This is a genomic window from Pseudomonas marvdashtae (assembly GCF_014268655.2).
Classification (GTDB): Bacteria; Pseudomonadota; Gammaproteobacteria; order Pseudomonadales; family Pseudomonadaceae; genus Aquipseudomonas; species Aquipseudomonas marvdashtae.
Genome location: NZ_JABWQX020000001.1, coordinates 1,444,650 through 1,466,991, shown reverse-complemented (window position 1 = coordinate 1,466,991; position 22,342 = coordinate 1,444,650). Strand labels below are relative to the sequence as shown.

At 60.9% G+C, this 22,342-nt stretch carries 22 protein-coding genes and 2 pseudogenes; 15 read left to right on the top strand and 9 right to left on the bottom strand.

Features of this window, described 5'->3' with window-relative positions; all coding sequences use genetic code 11:
• Positions 1 to 10: 10 nt before the first annotated feature.
• Together HU742_RS06810 and HU742_RS06805 are read left to right on the top strand one after the other, a co-directional pair.
• Positions 11 to 2,170, top strand: coding sequence for a type I secretion system permease/ATPase (locus HU742_RS06810; protein ID WP_186614012.1), 2,160 nt, complete (start codon positions 11 to 13; stop codon positions 2,168 to 2,170).
• A gap of 73 nt (positions 2,171 to 2,243) precedes the next feature.
• Positions 2,244 to 3,608, top strand: a complete 1,365-nt coding sequence (locus HU742_RS06805) for an HlyD family type I secretion periplasmic adaptor subunit (RefSeq protein ID WP_186636158.1) — start codon at positions 2,244 to 2,246, stop codon at positions 3,606 to 3,608.
• Positions 3,609 to 3,733: 125 nt separating this feature from the next.
• On the opposite strand, the gene HU742_RS06800 is transcribed toward HU742_RS06805, so the two are convergent.
• On the bottom strand, positions 3,734 to 4,330 hold the full coding sequence (locus tag HU742_RS06800; protein WP_186636155.1) for a tRNA-uridine aminocarboxypropyltransferase: 597 nt from the start codon (positions 4,328 to 4,330) through the stop codon (positions 3,734 to 3,736).
• 2 nt (positions 4,331 to 4,332) lie between these two features.
• A complete protein-coding gene (locus tag HU742_RS06795) occupies positions 4,333 to 5,226 on the bottom strand; it encodes a LysR family transcriptional regulator (RefSeq protein WP_186636153.1) in 894 nt (297 codons plus the stop codon).
• Positions 5,227 to 5,415: 189 nt separating this feature from the next.
• Between HU742_RS06795 and speB the strand changes: the two genes are divergently transcribed.
• The 4 genes from speB to HU742_RS06775 all read left to right on the top strand — a co-directional run bounded on the left by speB (position 5,416) and on the right by HU742_RS06775 (position 9,920).
• The gene (gene speB / locus HU742_RS06790; RefSeq protein WP_186643754.1) at positions 5,416 to 6,366 is read left to right on the top strand and encodes an agmatinase; all 951 of its coding nucleotides are present in this window, start codon (positions 5,416 to 5,418) and stop codon (positions 6,364 to 6,366) included.
• Between the two features lie 9 nt (positions 6,367 to 6,375).
• Positions 6,376 to 6,783, top strand: a complete 408-nt coding sequence (locus HU742_RS06785) for a YybH family protein (protein WP_186636150.1) — start codon at positions 6,376 to 6,378, stop codon at positions 6,781 to 6,783.
• A gap of 51 nt (positions 6,784 to 6,834) precedes the next feature.
• Complete coding sequence (locus HU742_RS06780) at positions 6,835 to 8,349, top strand: cytosine permease (protein WP_186636285.1); 1,515 nt, start codon at positions 6,835 to 6,837, stop codon at positions 8,347 to 8,349.
• Positions 8,350 to 8,531: 182 nt separating this feature from the next.
• The gene (locus HU742_RS06775; protein WP_186614022.1) at positions 8,532 to 9,920 is read left to right on the top strand and encodes a sodium:solute symporter family protein; all 1,389 of its coding nucleotides are present in this window, start codon (positions 8,532 to 8,534) and stop codon (positions 9,918 to 9,920) included.
• A 155-nt stretch (positions 9,921 to 10,075) separates the two neighbouring features.
• On the opposite strand, the gene HU742_RS26875 is transcribed toward HU742_RS06775, so the two are convergent.
• Positions 10,076 to 10,204, bottom strand: a complete 129-nt coding sequence (locus HU742_RS26875; protein WP_256222727.1) for a PA1414 family protein — start codon at positions 10,202 to 10,204, stop codon at positions 10,076 to 10,078.
• A 139-nt stretch (positions 10,205 to 10,343) separates the two neighbouring features.
• Positions 10,344 to 11,237, bottom strand: coding sequence for a putrescine utilization regulator PtrR (gene ptrR / locus HU742_RS06770; protein WP_186643753.1), 894 nt, complete (start codon positions 11,235 to 11,237; stop codon positions 10,344 to 10,346).
• Between the two features lie 103 nt (positions 11,238 to 11,340).
• Between ptrR and HU742_RS06765 the strand changes: the two genes are divergently transcribed.
• The gene (locus HU742_RS06765; protein WP_186643751.1) at positions 11,341 to 12,513 is read left to right on the top strand and encodes an MFS transporter; all 1,173 of its coding nucleotides are present in this window, start codon (positions 11,341 to 11,343) and stop codon (positions 12,511 to 12,513) included.
• On the opposite strand, the gene HU742_RS06760 is transcribed toward HU742_RS06765, so the two are convergent.
• Both HU742_RS06760 and HU742_RS06755 read right to left on the bottom strand, forming a co-directional pair.
• Positions 12,514 to 13,968: an NCS1 family nucleobase:cation symporter-1 gene (locus HU742_RS06760; protein WP_186636141.1), complete on the bottom strand. Its 1,455-nt coding sequence runs from the start codon at positions 13,966 to 13,968 to the stop codon at positions 12,514 to 12,516.
• A gap of 279 nt (positions 13,969 to 14,247) precedes the next feature.
• Entirely contained in the window at positions 14,248 to 15,084 is an 837-nt protein-coding gene (locus HU742_RS06755) for a CvfB family protein (RefSeq protein WP_186636138.1), read from the bottom strand.
• 328 nt (positions 15,085 to 15,412) lie between these two features.
• Here HU742_RS06755 and HU742_RS06750 point away from each other — a divergent pair, with 328 nt between their 5' ends.
• The 3 genes from HU742_RS06750 (at position 15,413) to HU742_RS06740 (ending at position 17,456) form a co-directional block, all read left to right on the top strand.
• A complete protein-coding gene (locus tag HU742_RS06750) occupies positions 15,413 to 15,601 on the top strand; it encodes a PFL_1563 family small protein (RefSeq protein WP_172436054.1) in 189 nt (62 codons plus the stop codon).
• Between the two features lie 196 nt (positions 15,602 to 15,797).
• Complete coding sequence (locus HU742_RS06745; protein ID WP_186636135.1) at positions 15,798 to 16,508, top strand: TorF family putative porin; 711 nt, start codon at positions 15,798 to 15,800, stop codon at positions 16,506 to 16,508.
• A gap of 81 nt (positions 16,509 to 16,589) precedes the next feature.
• A complete protein-coding gene (locus tag HU742_RS06740) occupies positions 16,590 to 17,456 on the top strand; it encodes a DUF6279 family lipoprotein (protein ID WP_186643749.1) in 867 nt (288 codons plus the stop codon).
• A gap of 56 nt (positions 17,457 to 17,512) precedes the next feature.
• Here HU742_RS06740 and HU742_RS06735 read toward each other — a convergent pair whose 3' ends face one another.
• Positions 17,513 to 17,905 (bottom strand): transcriptional regulator, encoded by a 393-nt coding sequence (locus HU742_RS06735; protein WP_186614036.1) that lies wholly within the window; start codon positions 17,903 to 17,905, stop codon positions 17,513 to 17,515.
• Positions 17,906 to 18,086: 181 nt separating this feature from the next.
• On the opposite strand from HU742_RS06735, the gene HU742_RS06730 reads away from it, so the two are divergent.
• From HU742_RS06730 to HU742_RS06715, 4 genes and pseudogenes are all read left to right on the top strand, one after another.
• Positions 18,087 to 18,818: a DUF899 domain-containing protein gene (locus HU742_RS06730; protein ID WP_186643747.1), complete on the top strand. Its 732-nt coding sequence runs from the start codon at positions 18,087 to 18,089 to the stop codon at positions 18,816 to 18,818.
• Between the two features lie 241 nt (positions 18,819 to 19,059).
• Positions 19,060 to 19,332, top strand: a complete 273-nt coding sequence (locus HU742_RS06725) for a hypothetical protein (protein ID WP_186636126.1) — start codon at positions 19,060 to 19,062, stop codon at positions 19,330 to 19,332.
• Between the two features lie 115 nt (positions 19,333 to 19,447).
• Positions 19,448 to 19,748: pseudogene (locus HU742_RS06720) on the top strand (type II toxin-antitoxin system RelE/ParE family toxin).
• Positions 19,741 to 20,040, top strand: coding sequence for an addiction module antidote protein (locus HU742_RS06715; protein ID WP_186636124.1), 300 nt, complete (start codon positions 19,741 to 19,743; stop codon positions 20,038 to 20,040). Before HU742_RS06720 ends, HU742_RS06715 begins: the two are co-directional and overlap by 8 nt.
• Here the strand turns inward: HU742_RS06715 and HU742_RS27015 are convergent.
• A pseudogene (locus HU742_RS27015) lies at positions 20,030 to 20,227 on the bottom strand (hypothetical protein); the annotation flags it as partial. The gene HU742_RS06715 and the pseudogene HU742_RS27015 sit on opposite strands and share 11 nt — an antisense overlap.
• Before the next feature lie 124 nt (positions 20,228 to 20,351).
• Between HU742_RS27015 and HU742_RS06710 the strand changes: the two are divergent.
• A complete protein-coding gene (locus tag HU742_RS06710) occupies positions 20,352 to 20,627 on the top strand; it encodes a hypothetical protein (protein WP_186636121.1) in 276 nt (91 codons plus the stop codon).
• Between the two features lie 237 nt (positions 20,628 to 20,864).
• Here the strand turns inward: HU742_RS06710 and HU742_RS06705 are convergent, their stop codons facing one another.
• Positions 20,865 to 22,211 (bottom strand): DEAD/DEAH box helicase, encoded by a 1,347-nt coding sequence (locus HU742_RS06705; RefSeq protein WP_186643745.1) that lies wholly within the window; start codon positions 22,209 to 22,211, stop codon positions 20,865 to 20,867.
• Positions 22,212 to 22,342: the final 131 nt, after the last annotated feature.

Genomic DNA, 22,342 nt, shown 5'->3' with positions numbered 1-22,342 from the left:
AGTGATCAGCATGACCCGCATGGAACCGGTAATCCCCGGCGCCGACCCGCGCCTGAACTTCGATGATCCCTTGCTGGACGGTCTGTTGATCCTCTGCAAACTCCATGGCGCGACCGTCAGTCGCGCCAGCCTCAGCGCCGGGCTGCCTATGGCGCACCAACGCTTGAGCCTGGACCTGCTGCCTCGCGCAGCGGCCCGGGCCAGTTTGCAGGCGCGACTGTTGCGTCGCGACCTGAACGATATTTCTGCGCTCAACTTGCCGGTCATGCTGATCCTGGCCGGTGGTCGCTGCGCGATACTGCGGCGCTGGGGCGAGGACGGCCAGGCGCTGATCCTGCCCAGCGAAGCCGATGGCGGCGAGCAATGGGTCAGTCGCCAGGAACTGACCGCCGACTACAGTGGCCAGGCGCTGTTCGCCCGGCCACGCCATGAACTCGAAGACCTGCGCGCACCCTTGGTGCCGCGGGTCGAGGCATGGTTTCGCGACACATTGAAACTGTCGCGCTGGTTGTACAGCGACGCGATCCTGGCAAGTTTCCTGATCAACCTGCTGGGCCTGATGGTGCCGCTGTTCGTCATGCAGACCTACGACCGCGTGGTACCGAACCAGGCCACGTCGACGCTATGGGTACTGGCCGTGGGGCTGCTGATCGGCACCGGGTTCGAATTGGTGCTGCGAGTGGTGCGCGCCCATCTGCTGGACACCGCCGGCAAGAAAACCGACGTGATTCTCTCCGCTACCCTGTTCGAACGCATCACCGGCATGGCGATGAAAGCCAAGCCCGTGACCATCGGCGGATTCGCCCAAAGCATCCATGACTTCCAGGGCCTGCGCGAGTTCCTCACCGCCGTGACCCTCACCAGCCTGATCGACCTGCCCTTCGCCCTGCTGATGCTGGTGGTGATCGGCCTGCTCGGCGGCTGGCTGGTGGTGATTCCAGTGGTGGCGTTTCCAATCACCATTGTCTTCGCCATGATCATCCAGGCCCGCCTGCGCGACACCGTGCAGAAAAGCCTGGCCCTCGGCGCCCAGCGCCAGGCTCTGCTGATCGAAACCCTCGGCGGCCTGGAAACCCTCAAGGCCTGCAGCGCCGAAAGCGAGCGCCAGCATCAATGGGAAAGCACCCACGGGGCCCTCACCCGCCTCGACAGCCATGCGCGCAACCTTTCGGCGCTGGCAACCAATGGCACCCTCTTTCTGCAGCAACTGGCGGGCATGGCGACCATCGTCGCCGGCGTCTACAGCATCATCGCCGGCAACCTCAGCGTCGGCGCGCTGGTGGCGACCTACATGCTCGGCAGCCGCGTGCTGGCGCCGCTGGGCCAGATCGCCGGGCTGATTACCCGCTATCAGCAAGCCCAGCTCACCATGCGCAGCACCGATGCCCTGATGGCGTTGCCCCAGGAGCGCGATGCCAAACAGCGCCCGCTGGACCGCACTCAGTTGCAGGGCGCCCTGGACGTCAGCGGCGTGACCTTCCACTACAACGGCCAGGACACCCCGGCGCTGGCCGACATCAGCTTCAGCCTCAAGGCTGGCGAACGGGTCGGGATCATCGGCCGCAGCGGCTCGGGCAAAAGCACCCTGGCGCGCCTGGTGATGGGTTTTTATGCACCGGAGGAAGGCCAACTGCTGCTCGATGGGCTGGATTTGCGGCAACTGGACGTCGCCGACTTGCGGCAGCAGATCGGCTATGTCGCCCATGACCTGCCGCTGCTGGCCGGCAGCCTGCGCGACAACCTCACCCTCGGCGCCCGCTATATCAGCGACGCGCGCATGCTGGAAGTGGCGGAGCTGACCGGCGTTACCGAACTGGCCCGCCAGCATCCACAAGGTTTCGACCGCCCGGTGGGCGAGCGCGGGCAGTTGCTCTCCGGTGGCCAGCGCCAGGCCGTGCTGCTGGCCCGCGCGCTGCTGCTCGATCCGCCGATCCTGTTGCTGGACGAGCCCACCAGCGCCATGGACAACAGCAGCGAAGATACCTTGCGGCAGAAGCTTCACACCCATGTCCAGGGCAAGACCGTGCTGTTGGTCACCCACCGCACCTCAATGCTGAGTCTGGTGGACCGCTTGGTGGTGCTGGATAACGGGCGGATCGTGGCGGATGGGCCGAAGGAAGCGGTGATCGATGCGCTGCGTAAAGGCCGGGTAGGCTCCGCGGCGGTATAGCTGCCTACAACTGCCCTGTGGCCACAAAAAGCAGCACTGAGCACTATTTCATCTAACCAACGGGTACCGTCCCATGCCAGCTCAAACGCCCGATTCAGCCGCCCGCAGCTACTTCGGCAGTTTCAGCAGAAGCGCCGAAAGCGAGTTCATGCCGGAAACCGCCAGCGCCACGCTGCAGGATTCGCCCCGTCGCTCGCGGGTTACCGTGTGGCTGGCCGCCGGGCTGATCGTGACCGGGCTGGTCTGGGCCAAACTGGCGGTGCTGCAAGAAGTCACCACTGGTGAGGGCAAAGCCATTCCATCGAGCAAGATCCAGGTGATCCAGAATCTGGAGGGCGGCATCGTCACCGAGATTTTTGCGCGCGAAGGCCAAATGGTGAACAAGGGCGATACCCTGCTGCGCCTGGACGACACGCGGTTCCTGTCGAACAAGGGCGAGAGCGAGGCCGACCGCTATGCCCTGACGGCCCAGGTCGAACGCTTGTCGGCCGAGGCAGAAGGCCGTCCCTTCAAGCTGTCGGCCGAGGTGATCGCCAAGGCGCCGCAAGTGGCGGAAGACGAGCGCTCGTTGCACGAACAACGCCAGCGACGCCTGGCCAGCGAGCAACGCACCCTGACTGAACAACTGCGGCAGAAGACCCAGGAACTCGCGGAGTTTCGCTCCAAGCAAAGCCAGTTCAGCTCGGCCCTGGGCCTGCTGCAAGAAGAGATGAACATGTCGGCACCGCTGGTGCGCACCGGGGCGGTTTCACCGGTGGAGATCCTGCGGCTCAAGCGCAGCGCGGTGGAAATCCGCGGCTCGCTCAACGCCACGACCTTGGCAATCCCTCGGGCCGAATCGGCGATCAACGAAATCAAGAGCAAGATCGACGAATCGGAACAGTCCTTCCGCTCCGACGCGGCCAAGGAACTCAACGAGAAACGCACCGAGCTGTCGAAAATCACCGCCTCGAGCATCGCCATTGATGACCGTGTGACCCGTACCACCGTGGTCTCGCCCGTGCATGGGGTGATCAAGCAGCTCAAGGTCAACACCATCGGCGGCGTGGTCCAGCCGGGCAGCGACATGATCGAAATCGTGCCCCTGGAAGACAACCTGCTGATCGAAGCCAAGGTCCGTCCCCAGGACGTTGCGTTCCTGCATCCAGGCCAGAAAGCCATGGTCAAGTTCAGCGCCTACGACTACACGATTTATGGCGGCCTGAGCGCCAAGCTCGAACTGATCGGCGCCGACACCATCACCGACGACAAGGGCAACAGCTTCTACCTGATCCAGGTGCGCACCGACAAAAATCATTTGGGCGGCGATGCAAAACCGCTGCTGATCATTCCAGGGATGGTGGCGACGGTGGATATCATCACCGGGGAGAAAAGTGTCTTAGATTACTTGCTCAAACCGGTGTTGAAGGCGCGGACCGAGGCGATGCGCGAGCGCTAGGCTTTGGCTGAGACTGATCGTTCCCACGCTCCGCGTGGGAATGCCGCCCGGGACGCTCTGCGTCCCCTTTGCGGATGTGACGCGGAGCGTCAGTGGATGCATTCCCACGCAGAGCGTGGGAACGATCACCCCCCTCCATGATTTTTCTGATAAGTCTCCTCCCCCATCGCCGCGATCTGCCCTTCGATCAACGCCTCGAACGGCTTCAGCAACAACTCGAAGCTCGCAGGTGCCTCAAGGGTTTGCAGCGCCTGGACAATCGCCTCCACTGTCGACAACGCCCCCGGTCCTGGCGCCTTGCGCAAACGGTAGCGGGACACGCCACCCTCGGCCAGGGTCACCCTGGGCAATGCCGCCAGCAATGGATTCATATGCAGCAGCTTGCGCGCCTTGCGCCAGGTGCCGTCGGGGACGACCAATAGCAGCGAATCACCGCTCGGGCCATAGGCTTGCAGCGGCTGCGCATCGTCGGCAGGAAACAACAACCGCGCCTGATAGCCCGGTTGATTGAGCAACCGGGGCAAATCCGCGAACACTTCGCCCACGATCAACTCGGCATTATTGAGCCCCAACGCCGCCAACCGGGCAGTATTCAAGGCGTGGTTCACCTCGCTGGGGTGCTGCAACAACAAGACCCGGGTGCGGCTGTCGAGGCTCGGGATCAGCGGGCACAGGCAGTGGCTTTGCGGCCGGAGGCAACGCGGGCATTGGATTCTGGACATGGTCAGGCCTGATTCAGTTGCGCTTTGAGCAAGTCGCGGAAGGTCTGGATCAACGGCTCACGGCTGCGGCCACGGCGCACGATCATCGAAAACGGTGCCTGATAGCCAAACGTCGCCGGCAGCAGCACGCGCAAGTCGCCCTTGTCGACCCAGGCTTGGGCGTAATGTTCGGGCAAATAGCCGACATAGGCGCCGGACAGCACCAGGATCAACTGGGCCTCCATGCTCTCCACCGTCGCCGCGCTGTGCTTGAAGCCATGGCGCGCCAGTTCGGCCTGGCTCCAGTAACCACGCCCGACCATGCGTTGCTGAGTGATGAGTTGTTCAGGGATGCGCCGCTCGTTAAACAACGGGTGGCGGTTGCTGCAATACAGCCAGTGTTGCTCGCGGTACAGCGGCATGTAGACGAGGCCGCTCATGCGCGTGGAGAACGCGCCGATGGCCAAGTCCAGGCGATTGTCCTGAACGCCGAGTTGCAGTTCGTAAGGGCTCATGACGGACAAGTGCAAATGTACCGCCGGATGTTCCTGGCTGTAGGCGCCGATGGCTTCGGCAAACGGCAGGGCCTTGTCGCTGACGGTGGAGTCGATCACGCCGAGGTTCAGCGTACCGCGCAGTTCGCCCTTGAGCGCTGCGGCGTACTGCTCGAACCCTTCGAGTTCGCCCAACAAGCGCAGGGTTTCCTGATGGAACAACTCGCCTTTGCTGGTCAGGCTGAACCCGCCCCGTCCGCGATGGCAGAGCACCAGGCCAAGGGCTGATTCGAGCTGGCTCATGTAGGTGCTGATGGCCGATGTGGAAATATTGAGCTCGTGCTGGGCATTGGCGAACCCCTGGTGCCGGACCACGCTGACAAAAATGCGCAGCAGTTTCAGGTCGGGTAGAGCGTTGGCCATTGGGGGGACTCCAAATACAAACAGGACACTGCAAACCTGTGGCGAAGGCGTTGGTTGGGAGTCTATCGGCCCGCCCGCCATTAGTTTAGAAAAATCTGAACTAAGTATTTGCCGCCAGCGATTCTTCACGGCAAAAGCTTTTCGCAGAATCGGCCCCTGATAAATAAAACAAACGATGAGGCCCTACCCGTGGACAAGATTCTTCACCAACCACTGGGCGGCAACGAAATGCCGCGCTTCGGCGGCATCGCCACCATGATGCGACTCCCCCATTTGCAAACCGCTGCCGGCCTCGACGCTGCGTTCGTCGGCGTACCGCTGGACATCGGCACCTCCCTGCGCGCCGGCACCCGTTTCGGGCCCCGCGAAATCCGCGCCGAATCCGTGATGATCCGCCCCTACAACATGGCCACCGGCGCCGCGCCATTCGACTCGCTGGCGGTGGCGGACATTGGCGACGTGGCGATCAACACCTTCAATCTGCTGGACGCGGTACGGATCATCGAAGAGTCGTACCACAAGATTCTCGAACACAACGTCATCCCCCTGACCCTGGGCGGCGACCATACCATCACCCTGCCGATCCTGCGGGCGATCCATAAGAAGCACGGCAAGGTCGGCCTGGTGCACATCGACGCCCATGCCGATGTGAACGATCACATGTTCGGCGAGAAAATCGCCCACGGCACCACCTTCCGCCGCGCCGTGGAAGAAGGCCTGCTCGATTGCGACCGCGTTGTGCAGATCGGCCTGCGCGCCCAGGGCTACACCGCCGACGATTTCAACTGGAGCCGCAACCAGGGCTTCCGCGTGGTCCAGGCCGAAGAGTGCTGGCACAAATCCCTGGCACCGCTGATGGCCGAAGTGCGCGAGAAAGTTGGCGGCGGCCCGGTGTACCTGAGTTTCGACATCGACGGCATCGATCCGGCCTGGGCGCCGGGCACCGGCACCCCGGAAATCGGCGGCCTGACCACCATCCAGGCCATCGAAATTGTCCGTGGTTGCCAGGGCCTCGACCTGGTCGGCTGCGATCTGGTAGAAGTCTCGCCGCCGTATGACACCACCGGCAACACCTCGCTGCTGGGCGCCAACCTGCTGTACGAGATGCTCTGCGTACTGCCGGGCGTAGTCCATCGCTGAGGCGCCGCCATGAACGATCACGATCAAGTGCTCAAGGCCGCCGCGCAACTGGTGTCGGCCTTCGCCCGCAATGACCGCGACGCTTACTTCGGCGCGTTCGCGGCCGATGCGAGCTTCGTGTTCTACACCCTCGAACAGCCTTTGTTGTCCCGCGATGCCTACCAGGCGTTATGGGATCGCTGGCGGTCCGAGGATGGCTTCGAGGTGCTGAACTGCACCTCGAGCAACGCCTTCGTCAGCCTGCAAGGAGACGTGGCGATTTTCATCCATGACGTGGCCACCGAGCTGCGCATGCAAGGGGAGCTTCACTTTAGCCAGGAGCGCGAAACCATTGTGTTTCGCCAAGAACAACAAGGCCTATGGCTGGCCTGTCATGAACATTTGTCCGCAATGCCGGAAGGGCTGCCACCCCCTTAGCCAAGCAGGCAGCGCTCACGTGCGATGAGTGCGCCTCGATGATCGGAGCAGATCATGAATAACAATAACGATAAAAGCCTTACGCAGATTGAAACCAACGGGGTCGAACAGATCCCCGACCATGAACGAACCGCCGGTCCGGGCGATCTGTTTCGCCTGATCTTCGGCGGCGCCAATACCTTTGCCACCGCCGTGCTCGGCAGTTTCCCGGTGCTGTTCGGCCTGTCATTCCAGGCCGGTGCCTGGGCGATTGTGCTGGGGGTGTTGGTGGGTTCGATCATCCTCGCGCCGATGGGCCTGTTTGGCCCGCTCAACGGCACCAACAACGCGGTGTCTTCCGGTGCGCACTTCGGCGTGCACGGGCGAATCGTCGGATCGTTCCTCTCGCTGTTGACCGCCATCGCGTTCTTCTCGCTGTCGGTGTGGAGTTCGGGCGATGCGCTGATCGGCGGCGCCAAGCGCTTGATCGGCGTGCCGGAAACCGACCTCAGCCTGGGCTTGGCCTACGGCTTGTTCGCACTCCTGGTGTTGACCGTGTGCATCTACGGCTTCCGCTTCATGCTGTGGGTCAACCGCATCGCCGTGTGGGCCGCCAGCCTGCTGTTCCTGCTGGGCATATTCGCCTTCGCGCCGAGCTTCGACAGCCAGTTCGCCGGCACGGTCAGCCTCGGCCAGCCGGGCTTCTACGCCGCTTTCATCGGCGCAGCGCTGGTGGCCATGAGCAACCCGATTTCCTTCGGCGCATTCCTTGGCGATTGGTCGCGCTACATCCCGCGAAATACGCCGAAGCCGCGCATCATGCTGGCGGTGATCGCTGCCCAGTTGGCCACGCTGATTCCGTTCCTGTTCGGCCTTGCCACCGCCACCATCGTGGCGATCAAGGCACCGGACTACATCGCGGCCAACAACTACGTGGGCGGCCTGCTGGCGGTTTCGCCGGGATGGTTCTTCCTGCCGGTGTGCCTGATAGCGGTGATCGGCGGCATGTCCACCGGGACCACGTCGCTGTACGGCACCGGGCTGGACATGTCCAGCGTCTTTCCCCGCGTGCTGTCGCGGGTCAAGGCGACGCTGCTGATCGGCGTGCTGTCGATTGCCTTCATCTTTATCGGGCGCTTCGCCGCGAACCTGGTGCAGAGCGTCTCGACCTTCGCCGTGCTGATCATCACCTGCACTACGCCATGGATGGTGATCATGATCATCGGCCTGCTGGTGCGCCGCGGCTTCTACTGCCCGGACGACTTGCAGGTGTTCACCCGCGGCGAAACCGGCGGGCGCTACTGGTTCAGCCACGGCTGGAACTGGCGGGGCCTGGGGGCGTGGATTCCCAGCGCATTGGTGGGGCTGTGCTTCGTCAACCTGCCGGGGCAATTCGTCGGGCCATTGGGCGAGCTGGCCGGCGGTATCGACATCAGCCTGCCGGTCACCCTGGGCCTAGCGTCGGTGGTGTACCTGGCGCTGCTGGGACTGTTTCCAGAGCCTGCGGCGGTGTACGGGCCGGGGGATGCGCGGAGCAAGGACGCGTCGGCGCCCCTTGATAAACCAGCCCTCAGGCAAACCGCCTGATCCGAACACACGAGATACCTGTGGCGAGGGAGCTTGCTCCCGCTCGGTTGCGCAGCAACCGCTAAAGCCTGGGACTGCTGCGCAGTCCAGCGGGAGCAAGCTCCCTCGCCACAACACCTCGTTCGCCAGGGACAGCACCACCTCGTCCTACACATAAAAAAGACAATCGGAGACACGCCATCATGGCTTTGGATTTAATCGTCGTTCTCATCTACGCCGCCGGCATGATCGCCCTGGGCTGGTATGGCATGCGCCGCGCCAAGACGCGTGACGACTATCTGGTCGCCGGGCGCAACCTCGGCCCAGGTTTCTACCTGGGCACCATGGCCGCGACCGTGCTGGGCGGCGCATCGACCATCGGCACCGTGCGCCTGGGCTATGTCCACGGCATTTCCGGCTTCTGGCTGTGCGGCGCGATCGGCCTGGGCATCGTCGGCCTGAGCCTGTTCCTGGCCAAGCCGCTGCTCAAGCTGAAGATCTACACCGTGACCCAAGTGCTGGAGCGCCGCTACAACCCGGCGGCTCGTCACGCCAGCGCGCTGATCATGCTGGTGTATGCGCTGATGATCGGGGCGACCTCGACCATCGCCATCGGCACGGTGATGCAAGTGCTGTTCGGCCTGCCCTTCTGGGCTTCGATCCTGGTGGGCGGCGGTGTCGTCGTGCTGTATTCCACCATCGGTGGCATGTGGTCGCTGACCCTGACCGACATCGTGCAATTCTTGATCATGACCGTTGGCCTGGTGTTCCTGCTGATGCCGATGTCCATCGTCGACGCCGGCGGCTGGGATGCGATGGTAGCGGCGTTGCCGGCGCGTTATTTCGATTTCACCGCGATCGGCTGGGACACGATCCTCACTTACTTCCTGATCTACTTCTTCGGCATCTTCATCGGCCAGGACATCTGGCAACGGGTGTTCACCGCTCGCAGCGAACGCGTGGCGAAAGTCGCCGGCACTGCCGCCGGCCTTTATTGCGTGCTCTACGGCCTGGCCGGTGCGCTGATCGGCATGGCCGCCAAGGTGTTGCTGCCGGACCTGGAAAACGTCAACAACGCCTTCGCCAGCGTGGTGCAGACCAGCCTGCCCAATGGCATTCGCGGGCTGGTAATCGCCGCAGCGCTGGCGGCGCTGATGTCCACCGCCGCGGCGGGGCTGCTGGCAGCGTCCACGACGGTGGTCCAGGACCTGTTGCCGCGTCTGCGCCAGGGCCGAGAAAGCGGCGACGGCGACGTCCACGAAAACCGCATCGCGACCCTGCTGCTGGGTGTGGTGGTGTTGGGCATCGCCCTGGTGGTCAGCGACGTGATCAGCGCCCTCACCCTGGCTTACAACCTGCTGGTGGGCGGCATGCTGATCCCGCTGATCGGCGCGATCTACTGGAAACGCGCGACCACGGCCGGGGCAATCACTAGCATGTCGCTGGGCTTCCTGACCGCGCTGTTCTTCATGTTCAAAGACGGCCTGGACGCGAACACGCCGATCTACTACAGCCTGAGCGTGGCGCTGGTGAGTTTTGTACTGGTGAGCCTGTTGTCGCCACGTTCGAATGTGGTGGCCAAGGCCGCGTGATCAAGCAGTAGGAAAGGTTTTCTTCGAGAGGCATGGCGTCGGTGGCCATGCCCTTTTTTTTCCTGTATCAGCCCGTCAAAACAAAAAAAGATCGCAGTCTCGGGCTGTTTCAATTGAAACAGCCCGAGACTGCGATCTCTCCAAAATAGGTGGGTTTACCGGCGGCGCGGCTGGCGGCGGCGTTGCTCGTCGTCGGTGCGGATCGGTATCGGCTGCATCGGCGGTTCGATCAGGCCGAGCGCGACACCCAAGTCGTGAAGCCAGTTCTGGATTTTCTCTTTCATCGTGGTGCCCCCTCAGGGTGGTGCGAGCGGCAGATTTCTGTGGCCCCTTCGCACTGATAATAGTCCGAAGTCCTACGCAATGCTCGTGACAGATTGCAATGATCTGTTACTGAATTGATCCAAATCCCAGCCCGGGAGTTCAAGCCGATTGCGCCGTGATCATTGGCACGCGCGGCCAGGCTTGTTGTTGCAATTCAATCCAGGCGTTCAAGTTGGCTCCGACCATGCCTTTGCGCCACATCAACCAGGTCGTTGCGCTGGCAAACGGCTCGGCCAATGGATGCATCGTCACCCGTTCCCGGCCTGGCAGGCTGGCGAGCATCGACTCGGACATCAACGCCACCCCGGACCCGGCGATCACACAAGCCAGCATCCCCTGGTACGACTCAATCTCCATCGCCCGGCCCATGGTTGCGTGATCATGGGCAAACCAGGCTTCCAGGCGCATCCGGTAGGAACAGCCACGCCGGAATGTGAACACCGCGCGACCCTGGACATCCAGCGCACTGCGCACCGGCGGATGATCGGCCTCGGTGATCAGCACCAGCCGCTCGTCGCACAACGGCACGCCATCCAGCCCCGCCAGCTCCAGTGGGCCGTCTACCAATGCCGCATCGAGGCGATTGGTGAGCAAGCCTTCCAACAATTCTCCGCTCGGCCCCGATTGCACTTGCAGGTTCACTGCCGGGTAAGCCCGGTGATAACCGGCCAGCAGGTCCGGCAAGTGCGTCGCCGCCGTGCTGTACATGGTACCCAACACAAAATCTCCAGCCGGCTGGCCACCCTGCACCGCCGCATGGGCTTCGTCGTGCAGGGCAAACAGCTTGGTCGCATAGTCCAACAGGACTTTTCCCGCAGGCGATAACTGCAAACGCTGACGCTCACGCAGGAAAAGGTCGACGCCCAACTGCTCTTCGAGCTGCTTGAGCCGGGTCGAAAGGTTCGACGGCACCCGGTGCAGGCGTTCTGCCGCTCGGGTGATGGAACCTTCTTCGGCCACTGCTTGGAAAATCCGTAACTGGCTGAACTCCACAACCTTCTCCAAAAAAGAACAAGTTACTCACTATTATTCATTTTTAATGAAAGTCAATCGGTTCTAGCCTGACGGTCATTCGCCTCGACGCTGGAGATCGACCATGTCGCCCTTGATTCGCCTGCTCGCCAGTTTCATTGCCCTGATGATGGCCATGGGCATTGGCCGCTTCGCCCTTACACCGCAATTACCTCATTTAATCGGCGAAGGTCAGGTCGACTTGACCGCCGCCGGTCTGATTGCAGCCGCCAACTACCTGGGTTATCTGCTCGGTGCGCTGGATGCCATGTTCGCCCGTCGTCCGCAACAGGTGCAGCGACGTCTATTGGGAGGCCTGTGGCTGTGCGTAGTACTGACGCTGGCGTCGTTCTGGGCCTGGGGGTTCTGGCCGCACCTGGCGCTGCGCTTCGGCACCGGCGTGGCGAGTGCCTGGGTGATGGTGATGATTACCGCGTTGAGCCAACCTTTGGCAGCGGCGGCGGGACGGCCCCGACTCGGCGCACTGGTATTTGCCGGACCAGGCCTGGGGATTTTTCTTACAGGCTTGCTGGCCTTGGGTTCGAACTTGCTGGGCCAGACATCCGACACCCTGTGGCTGGTGTATGCCGGCGCAGCGCTGGTGATGTTGCTGGTGATCCTGCCCGCCCTGCCCAAACCCGTACCGACGGCCACGGTCGCAGCGCCCATCGCCGCGTCCAGCAACAGCGCAATCGCCCGGCTCTGCGTGGTCTACGCCTTGTATGGCGTCGGCTACATCATTCCGGCGACTTTCCTGTCGCAAATGGCTTCGGCGCAATTTCACGGGCAGTGGCAGGCGGATCTGTTCTGGCCCTGCTTTGGCCTGGCGGCCGCCACCGGGGTGCTGCTGGTGAGCCTGCGTCGACCGAACCCGAGCACCACCAGCCGCTGGCTGATGGCTACGTTGTGGCTGCAAGCCGCCGGCGTATTCGCCTGCCTGTTGGGCAGTGGCGTGGGCTTGGCCCTGGGCGTGATCCTATGCGGCGCACCGTTCCTGGCCTGCATGCAACTGATGGTGCTGCGTTCAAGGGAACTGGCGCCCCACGCGACCCAGCGCAACATCGGGCTGCTGACCGCCTGCTTTGCCGTAGGCCAGCTCAGCGGTCCATTGCTGGCGGCGCTGAGCAGCCATTTCAGCGGCGGCCTGCAACCGGCGCTGATCGTCGCCGGCAGCGGTTTGGTGTTGGCGGGCGGTCTGTTGCTGCGGCCCGCCAAACGCGGCGCGAGAAACCCTTGCGCCCAGACCGCCCTACGCTGATCAGGCTTGGCCGGCGGGGCTGTAGGTTTTGTCCAACTGCGGCGTCGGCTCACCTCGCGCCAAGGCGAAATACAACACTGCGCCGAGGAAGCATCCGGTGAACCAGGCAAAGTTGGCCATCGGTTGCAGCAGCGGCGTGAAAGTGATCGCTACGCCCATCAGCGTCGCCGGAACCAACGCCTTGACGGCGGTCCAGTTGATCCCGCCACTGTAGTAATAACGCCCGCTCGGGCCGTCGTCGAACAGCGCGTCGACGTCGATCTGCTGTTTTTTGATCAGGTAATAATCCACCAACAGAATGCCGAACAGCGGCCCAATAAACGCCGCCAGCACGTCCAGGGTGTAGTGGATCACTTCAGGGTTGTTGAACAGGTTCCACGGCGTGATGAAAATCGACGCCACCGCCGCGATCATGCCGCCCGCGCGCCAACTGATCTTGCTCGGCGCGACGTTGGCAAAGTCGAAGGCCGGGGACACAAAGTTGGCGACAATATTAATGCCGATGGTGGCGGTCACGAAGGCAAACGCCCCGAGCAAGACGGCCACATCGTTGTCGATGCGCGCCACGGTAGCGATCGGGTCGTGAAGCATTTCCCCGAATACCGGCAAAGTCCCGGAGACAATCACCACGGTGACCAGGGAGAACGCCAGGAAATTTACCGGCAACCCCCAGAAATTTCCCCGGCGCACGTCAGACATGCTCCGGCAATAACGGCTGAAATCACCGAAGTTCAGGGTTGGGCCGGAAAAGTACGACACCACCAAAGCTGTCGCCACGATGACCTGGCCAAACGCTTGCCAGCCGGACAGCGACTTCTCGGCCAAGGTAAAACTGATGTTGCTCCAACCGGCTTTCCAGACGATCCACCCGGCCAGCAGGAACATCACCGCATACACCACCGGCCCGGCCCAGTCGATAAACCGACGGATCGACTCCATGCCCGTCCAGAACACTAGCGCTTGGACAAACCACAAGCCGAGGAAACCAAACCAGCCCAGGTAGGACAAACCTGCAAAATGCTGCGTCGCATAGACTTCCATCGAAGGAAAAAACCGCAGCACCACAATGATCAGCGCACTCGAGGCCAGATAGGTCTGGATGCCATACCAAGCCACGGCGATCAGGCCACGGATCACCGCCGGAATATTCGCCCCGAACACGCCGAACGCCAACCGGCAAATAACCGGATAAGGCACCGCCGCCTGCTGGCTCGGCTTGGCGACAAGGTTGGCGATCAACTGCACAATGCAAATCCCGCCCAACAACGCGATGAGCACCTGCCAACTCGCCAGGCCCAAGGCGAACAGGCTGGCGGCAAATACATAGCCGCCGACGCTGTGCACATCACTCATCCAGAACGCGAAGATGTTGTACCAATTCCATTTCTGCGGCAGCGGGCCCAAGTCTTCGTTATAGAGACGAGGGCTATAGCCGTTGGGCATTTGCTCGGACATCGCGGGGCTCCTTTTGGATACCGCCGAGCCCCCGAGTTGATTGTCCACCACACTGCGCACGGGAGCTGGCATGGTTTGTATACGGGTTCCAAGGCAGAATGCGTGCCATAGGCACCGGATGCGAGACAAACCGTGGTGTTCAGCGGCGAAACAAGTCGAGCAGGCGCGGGCAAACGCCCACGAACGGGGCGCGAATGCATGTTAAGGGTGCAGGATTTTGTATACAGCGAAGGTCAACCGTGGCGAGGGAGCTTGCGCCCTCGCCACGCGGGGATTTGGTCAGGTCAGCTCAATACGATCCGCATGAATGACAATCTGCCCATTCTTGTACAGCGCACCAATGGCCTTCTTGAAGTTGCCCTTGCTCACGCCAAACAGGCTGGTGATCAATACCGGGTCGCTCTTGTCACTGACCGGGAGCGTGCCGTTGTTCTCGCGCAACTTGGCGAGGATCTTGGCGTTCAAACTGGTGGCCGCTTCCTGACCCACCGGCTGCAGGCTCAGGCTGATCTTGCCGTCTGGACGGATTTCCTTGATGAAACCCTTTTCCTCTTTACCGGCACGCATGAACTTGAAGATTTCGTTCTTGTGGATCAAGCCCCAGTGCTTGTTATTGATGATCGCCTTGAAGCCCATGTCAGTGGCTTCGGCCACCAGCAAATCGACTTCCTGCCCAGGCGTATAGTTGGCCGGGGTCTTGTCCAGATAACGGTCCAAGCGCGCCGTAGCGGTGATGCGGCGGGTGTGTTTGTCGAGGTAGACGTGCACCACGCAATATTCGCCGGCGGTCATCTGGCGCTTCTCTTCGGAGTACGGCAGCAGCAGATCCTTGGGCAGCCCCCAGTCCAGGAACACGCCGATGCTGTTGACCTCAACCACTTTCAGGCTGGCAAATTCGCCTACCTGGACTTTCGGCTTTTCAGTGGTGGCGATCAGTTTGTCGTCGCTGTCCAGATAAATAAAAACATTGAGCCAGTCTTCATCTTCGCTGGGAATATCCTTGGGGATATAACGATTGGGCAGCAGGATTTCACCGTCCGCTCCACCGTCCAGATATAAACCGAAGTTGGTATGTTTAACCACTTGCAAACTGTTGTAGCGCCCGACTAAAGCCATTTCCAATACCCTCATTGCGTGGGCGGCATTCTACCCGGTTTTGCGGCGCGATTCGTGGCCGACGACGAGCTTCGCCGCGCGGCCTTTGATTTTCCTGGGTTTTCGTCCAAGGCGTGGCCATTCGTCAGACGGCCGACGGTTCGCGTCGCTTCCCGTCGGCGCTGGGCTTGCTCAGGTGATCTTATTTAAAACAGCGACTTAGGGTCATAAATACGGATAACCCAGCCGATATTCCGGTTTCAGCGATAATAATTCAGGAGGATATTTGCCAAGCAATTGTCAAGTATTTCCTGTACGATGCCTGGCCCAATTAATTATCTACAGGTTAATGGTCGTCATGCGCGTAAAAGCATCCAACAGCAAATCAAAGCCAGCTCCAGCCGTTGAAACCAGCGAGTCGATCAACGACCAGATCGCTGCGTTCCTCAAGTCCGGCGGTGAAATCCAGCAAATTGCCAAAGGTGTCAGCGGCCAGACATTCGGCCCGTCCAAGCAGATCAGCCTGGGCAAAAAGTAATTCCCGCAGCACCTGGTCCCAAAGCGCTTTGACGCTCGAAGCGCTTGGACTGGAACCCCTCTGCTTACCCCCCTCTCTAAAAAAATCGACGAACGGCCATCGCGGTCGAGCATTCGCCGGTATGCTTGCACCTCTCTAGCTCAAGCGTTTCAGCTTGGTTACGATTCCCTGCTCCTCGCTATTCATGGAGTGAAGCATGCGCATTCACACGGTCGTGCTGTTGACCAGCCTATTGGCCTGCCCTCTCGTCCAGGGACAGGTGTTCCAGCGCGAGCTCGGTGACTTCGACCTTAAACTCGGTACCACGCCCAGCCGCAGCATGGCCCAGGGCCTCGTCACGCCATCGAGCACCGGTTCGTTCCATGGCGGCCTGGACCTGAGCCACGACAGCGGCTGGTACATCGGACAGTGGTCGCCCAGCGCGGGGGTGTCCGCCGACCTTGAAGTCGATTCCTACATGGGTTTCAAACAGCCTTTCGACCAGACCCTCGGCTATGAAGTCGGCCTCATCCATTACAGCTACCCCACCGTCGATACCCTCGACAGCCAGGAATTCTATGGCGGCCTGACCCTGCTCGGCAGTCGCTTCGGCGCCGCCCTGAGCAACGACCCGGACAAACAGAACAGCACCCTGTTTGCCGACCTGGGCGGCAACGTGCCGTTCGGCATTGGCATCAGTGCCAAATACACCACTCATCAGCTCAACTCGCCGGTGTCTGTGGATAATGGCTACATCAGCAGCTTCAGCGACTGGTCGTTGAAAATCTCCCGCCCCTGGAGAGGCATTGACCTGGACCTGATCTACAGCGATTCGAGCCTCAGCGGCAACAGTTGCTCGGCGTATTCGGGTCACAACAGTGAATGCGACGGACTGGTCACACTGAAGATGGCCCACCCTTTTTACTAAGCGTTACGTATTCAATAGGCTGAACTGCCGCGCCCCTGCCATGCTCCAACAAAGCACCTACGCTTTCGCAAGGACTCGCTCATGTCGCGCTGGTTAATTCGCACCGCCATGTTCATCGCCATGCTCTTCGTGCTCACCGCTTGCAGCCGCGTCGGGCTGGCGTACCGCAACCTCGACCTGATCATCCCCTGGACGCTCAACGACTATTTGGAGATCAACGGAGAGCAAAAAGACTGGTTCGACGATCGCCTCAAGGAGCACCTGAGCTGGCATTGCACCACGCAATTGCCCGGCTACCTTGACTGGCTTGATCGCCTGAAGACCATGGTACAAACCAATCAGGTCACCGACGAAGCCCTGCAGCAACGCACCCGCGAGGCCAAGGCCGCCATCGCCGAAACCGCCCGGGAAATCACCCCGTCGACCATCGAACTGCTGCAAGGCCTGAGCGACGACCAAGTGGCCGACATGGACGCCGCGTTCGTCAAGGATCAACGCAAACGCCAGCGGGAATACCTCAAGCCGACGCTGCAGCAGCAGATCAAGGAACGTGCCGAGCGCATGGAAAAACGCCTGAATGACTGGGTCGGCCCGCTCAATATCGCCCAACGCCAACGAGTAGTGGCCTGGTCCACCGCCCTCGGCGACCAGAACCAGCAATGGATCGCCAACCGCGCTCACTGGCAGAACCAATTCAGCCAAGCCGTGGCCCAGCGCCACAGCCCCGACTTCCCAAAACGCATCGAACAATTGCTGGTGAACCGTGAGAGCCTGTGGACCCCCGCCTACCGCGAGGCCTACAACAAAACCGAAGCCCAGGCCCGCAGTTTGCTAGTGGACCTTATGGCCGACAGCACCCCGGCGCAGCGTGAACGGTTGTTGCAAAAAATCGACGGAGTGAAAAAGGACTTCAGTGATTTGAAATGCTTGAAGGCAGCGCAACGGTAGGACAAGCCATCACCTGGAAGCGGACGAGCCCGCTCCCAGGTGATATAGGACTGGATCTAGGCAATCTGCGCCTTCGAAGCCAAATCATCGAACGTAAACTCATCCAGCGCATCTTCCTGTTCATCCAGCACCTGACGCGGATGATCGTTACCCGGAATGCTGCTGTCGATCAGGCTCAACAACCGCGAGCCACGCGGCGTCAGCACAAAATTCTCGCCATTGCCGCCTTCTTCCTCCGGACGAGGTTCAATATAGCCGCGCTCCAGCAGTAACTTCTCGTACTCCCCGGCGACCGCTTTCAGATGATCGAGGTTCTCGATTTCTTCGCCCTCAGCTGCTTTCGCCGCCGCGTGCTGCTCCGCATAGGGCCGAGGGGTAAAACTGTGGCCGGCGCCGTTCTGCACTTCGTGAAGCAACCGTTCGATCAAGTCCCAGTTATAAGTCGTCATCCTGGTCCATCCTCTAAAGAGTGAGATGCCTACTTGTTTTGTGACCGAGGCGGCGCCGCGCCGTTCAGCCGGGTTCACGACCGGTCCTCTCCCCGAGCCGACCAACGGCATGTCGAATCCGACGCCAACCAAACGACTAGGCAGAGCAACCGTCGATAAACGAATCTCTGAGGAGCAGCCCATGAACATCGAACACCATCCAGTCGTGTCGCGGGAAGAATGGCTCGCCGCCCGCACCCAACACCTGGCTCACGAAAAAGCCTTCACCCGCGAACGAGACAAACTCAGCGCCGAACGTCGCGCCCTGCCCTGGGTAAAAATCGACAAGTCCTACCGCTTCCAAGGCCCGCACGGCGAACTGAGCCTGGCCGACCTGTTCGGCGGTCGCAGCCAACTGATCATCTACCACTTCATGTTCGGCCCCGCCTGGACCGAAGGCTGCCAAGGCTGCTCGTTCCTGTCCGACCACATCGACGGCGCCAACCAACACCTGGCCCACCACGACGTCGCCGTTGTCGCCGTCTCCCGCGCGCCCCTGGCCGAATTCCAGCCCTTCAAACGCCGCATGGGCTGGGCCTTCGACTGGGTCTCGTCAGAAGGCTGCGACTTCAACTACGACTTCGGCGTCAGCTTCAAGACCGAAGACACCGCCGCCGGAAAAGCCACCTACAACTACGAAAAAACCGACACCACCGAAGGCGAACTCCCCGGCCTGAGTGTCTTCTATCGCAACGAAACCGGCGACATCTTCCACACCTACTCCACCTACGCCCGCGGCCTGGACATCCTGGTCGGCACTTATAACTACCTCGACCTGACGCCCAAGGGCCGCAACGAAGACGAAATCATGGACTGGGTGCGGTATCACGATAAATACGAAGAGGCCAAGCCCCATAGTTGCTGCCACAGCTGATACGCCAACCCGCCCAGTCGAGCGCGAGCCCTGTGGTGAGGGAGCTTGCTCCCGCTCGACTGCGCAGCAGTCGCTTGCTTTAAGCCTCCAAATACCAGGCCAAACGTCCTACATGAAGCTCGGAAAGCGGTGTCTTATGGCAGTGGAGCAGGCCAGCCTATAGTCCCTCGTCGCCCAAAAGACGACCGGGTTTGGCGACCCGAATCAACAGAGAGGCTCATCAACTTCCGAAGCTCTTGCTATGACCAGATACATGCCCATCACTGGCGTCGATTGCACACCCGCCACCCTGCTCATCGACACCGAGGCCCCACTCGACGTCCTGTTCGAAACCGCCGACTACCGAATCCGCACCGTGACCCAGCTGCTGGAAAACATCGCGTTCCGCTCGGATATCAGCTCCGATACGGTGGTGCTTTCTGATTTTTGCAAATTGCTGACGATAGCGTTGCGCGACGGGTGTGATGTGATGGATGTGATTGGGAGACGGTTGCGGGCGCAAGCTGCTGAGTAACGCAAATGGGCGACCTTTGGCCGCCCGTTTCACTTTCGAATTATGGAATAACCAGGCACACGCTTGACCCTGAATATGCAGCCTTGCTTTTTCTGTATTTTATAGACTACATTTTATGAAGAAGATCGAATCCAGCAAATTCCGATCCTGGCTGAAAAAGCTCGGATGACACCGGCAGAGCTCGTATCACCTGACGGATCAATCGACTGACAGAGGGGTTACCTGGCGATGTCGCTCCAGTCGGCCATGGTATCAGTGAGCTACGAATTCATTACGGGCCTGGCTACAGGGTGTACTTCCACCAGCAGGGCGACGTGCTGGTGATTCTACTCTGTGGCGGCGATAAGGGCAGTCAGAGCCGCGACATTGAAACCGCCCACCAGATAATGCAGGCGTGGAGAGCACAGAATGACTGAGACTTTTACAGAATTCGACCCCGCAGAATACCTCAGCACTCCCGAGGCCATCGCGGAGTTTATGAGCGATGCCCTGGAAACCGGCGATGCAAGCTATATCGCCAAAGCGATGGGGGTAGTCGCACGAGTCAAGGGGATGGCGGAATTGGCCAGGGAAACTGGCCTGTCGCGCGAACAGCTATACCGCTCGTTCAGCGAGCATGGTAATCCCACTCTGAAAACACTCCTGGCGGTCATGAAAGCACTTGGCGTCGACATGACGGCTCGGCCCCACACCCACACTACGTCGTAGCCATAACGGAAGCAGCGCAGGAAACGAGGACAGATTTATTTTGCTGTCTGCCCCTTGGCCGCCGCTGCCCTCGTTGTTCTACTCGTATGCCAACAATCCGCTCTACCTCGTCAACGAAGCGCCCTGTCCCGGTCAACTGATCGCGCTGCAGCGCATCTTGCATCAAACGGACCTGATCTGTAGGTACAAAAAGATCCTGCGCCGCGGTAGGACTCCCTAAATCAGCAGCCCACCTTGCAATCACTGAACTTTCTCCCCGCCATCAGCCTCAACCGTTTATCTGCCCAACAAAGGAATACGAGGCCCGAGCCATGAAAACCCTGATCACACTCACCCTCGCCGCCACCCTCACCTGCGCCCTGCCCGCCTGGGCCGCTTGCACACCCGAAGAAGCCACCATCAAGCGCGAGCAACTGGCGGATAAGGTCGCCAAGCTCACCGAGCAGGATCCGTCCAAAGCCAAGGAAATGAATGCCGAACTGCAGGCCATGAACATCGAGACATCCAGCAAGGAGGTGCCGGACAAATGCGAGTTGATTGATAAGCGACTGCGGGAACTGGAGGAGGCGCAGAAGAAGGCGGAGTGAGCGCCGAGCTCAGCACACCCCGCTTCTGTGGCGAGGGAGCTTGCTCCCGCTGGGGTGCGAAGCAGCCCTGAAGTCAGTAACTCGGTGTGCCAGGGGCAAACGGGTGCTTTTATTGGGGCTGCTGCGCAGCCCAGCGGGAGCAAGCTCCCTCGCCACAGGGTTTTGCGTCAGATTCAACTGCTCATAAAAAAACCGGACCCAAGGTCCGGTTTTTTTCATCAAGCGCTAACGCCGATTTTACTCAGCCGCCGGCGTCTCTGGCTTGCGGCGCTTGAGCGGGGCCATGCCGTCCTTGCTGACCAGCGACAAGGCGTCGGTCTTCGGGCGGTTGGCGATCTTGCGCTTGGTCGGGGCCTTGGCGCCGGTTTTTTTCTTGTCGCCCTTGGCGTCGACTTTTTTCTTCTTCACGCCAACGGCCTTGCCCGAGGCCTTGACCTTTTTCGGTCCGCCGTAGGTGCCTTTGACTTCCTTGATGGTGCGACGCTCGAAGCTCTGCTTGAGGTAGCGCTCGACGCTCGACATCAGGTTCCAGTCGCCATGGCAGATCAGCGAGATCGCCAGGCCGTCGTTGCCGGCGCGACCGGTGCGGCCGATACGGTGCACGTATTCGTCGCCGCTGCGGGGCATGTCGAAGTTGATGACCATGTCTAGCCCATCCACGTCCAGGCCACGGGCCGCGACGTCGGTGGCGACGAGGATTTTCACGCCGCCCTGCTTGAGGCGGTCGATGGCCAGCTTGCGGTCCTTCTGGTCTTTCTCGCCGTGCAGCACGAAGGCTTTGTATTCCTGGGCAACGAGACGGCCGTAGATACGGTCTGCCATGGCCCGGGTGTTGGTGAATACGATGGCCTTTTCATAGGTTTCGTTGGCCAGCAGCCAGTTGACGATCTGCTCTTTGTGCTGGTTGTGGTCGGCGGTGATGATTTGCTGGCGCGTGGTGGCGTTCAGCTGGCTGACCGCGTTGAGCTGCAAGTGCTCAGGGTTGTTCAGGACCTTGGCGATCATCTCGCGCAGGCCAGAACCGCCCGTGGTGGCGGAGAACAGCATGGTCTGCTGGCGGTTGGTGCACTCTTCCACCAGGCGCTGCACGTCTTCGGCAAAGCCCATGTCCAGCATGCGGTCGGCTTCATCCAGCACCAGCACTTCGACTTCCTTGAGGTCGAGGTTGCCGGCGTTCAGTTGCTCGATCATCCGCCCCGGCGTGCCGATCAGGATGTCCGGCACCTTGCGCAGCATGGCGGCCTGGACCTTGAAGTCTTCGCCGCCGGTGATCAGGCCGGACTTGATGAAGGTGAACTGCGAGAAACGCTCCACTTCCTTCAAGGTCTGCTGGGCCAGCTCACGGGTCGGCAGCAGGATCAGGGTCTTGATGCTGACGCGAACCTTGGCCGGACCGATCAGGCGGTTAAGGATCGGCAACACGAACGCGGCGGTCTTGCCGCTGCCGGTTTGCGCCGTCACCCGCAGGTCACGCCCTTGGAGCGCGAGCGGAATAGCCGCTGCCTGCACCGGCGTTGGCTCGACAAATTTAAGCTCGGCCACGGCTTTGAGCAGGCGTTCGTGCAGGGCGAATTGGGAAAACACGGGTGCTACCTCGAAGAAATGCAAAAAAACAGCTGCATAGGGTAACGGTTTCGAGCGCGAAGGCCGAGTTTCTTTATACAAACGGCGCCAAATCAGCGTGTTTTTATTAACGGATTTGTCATCAACGGTCA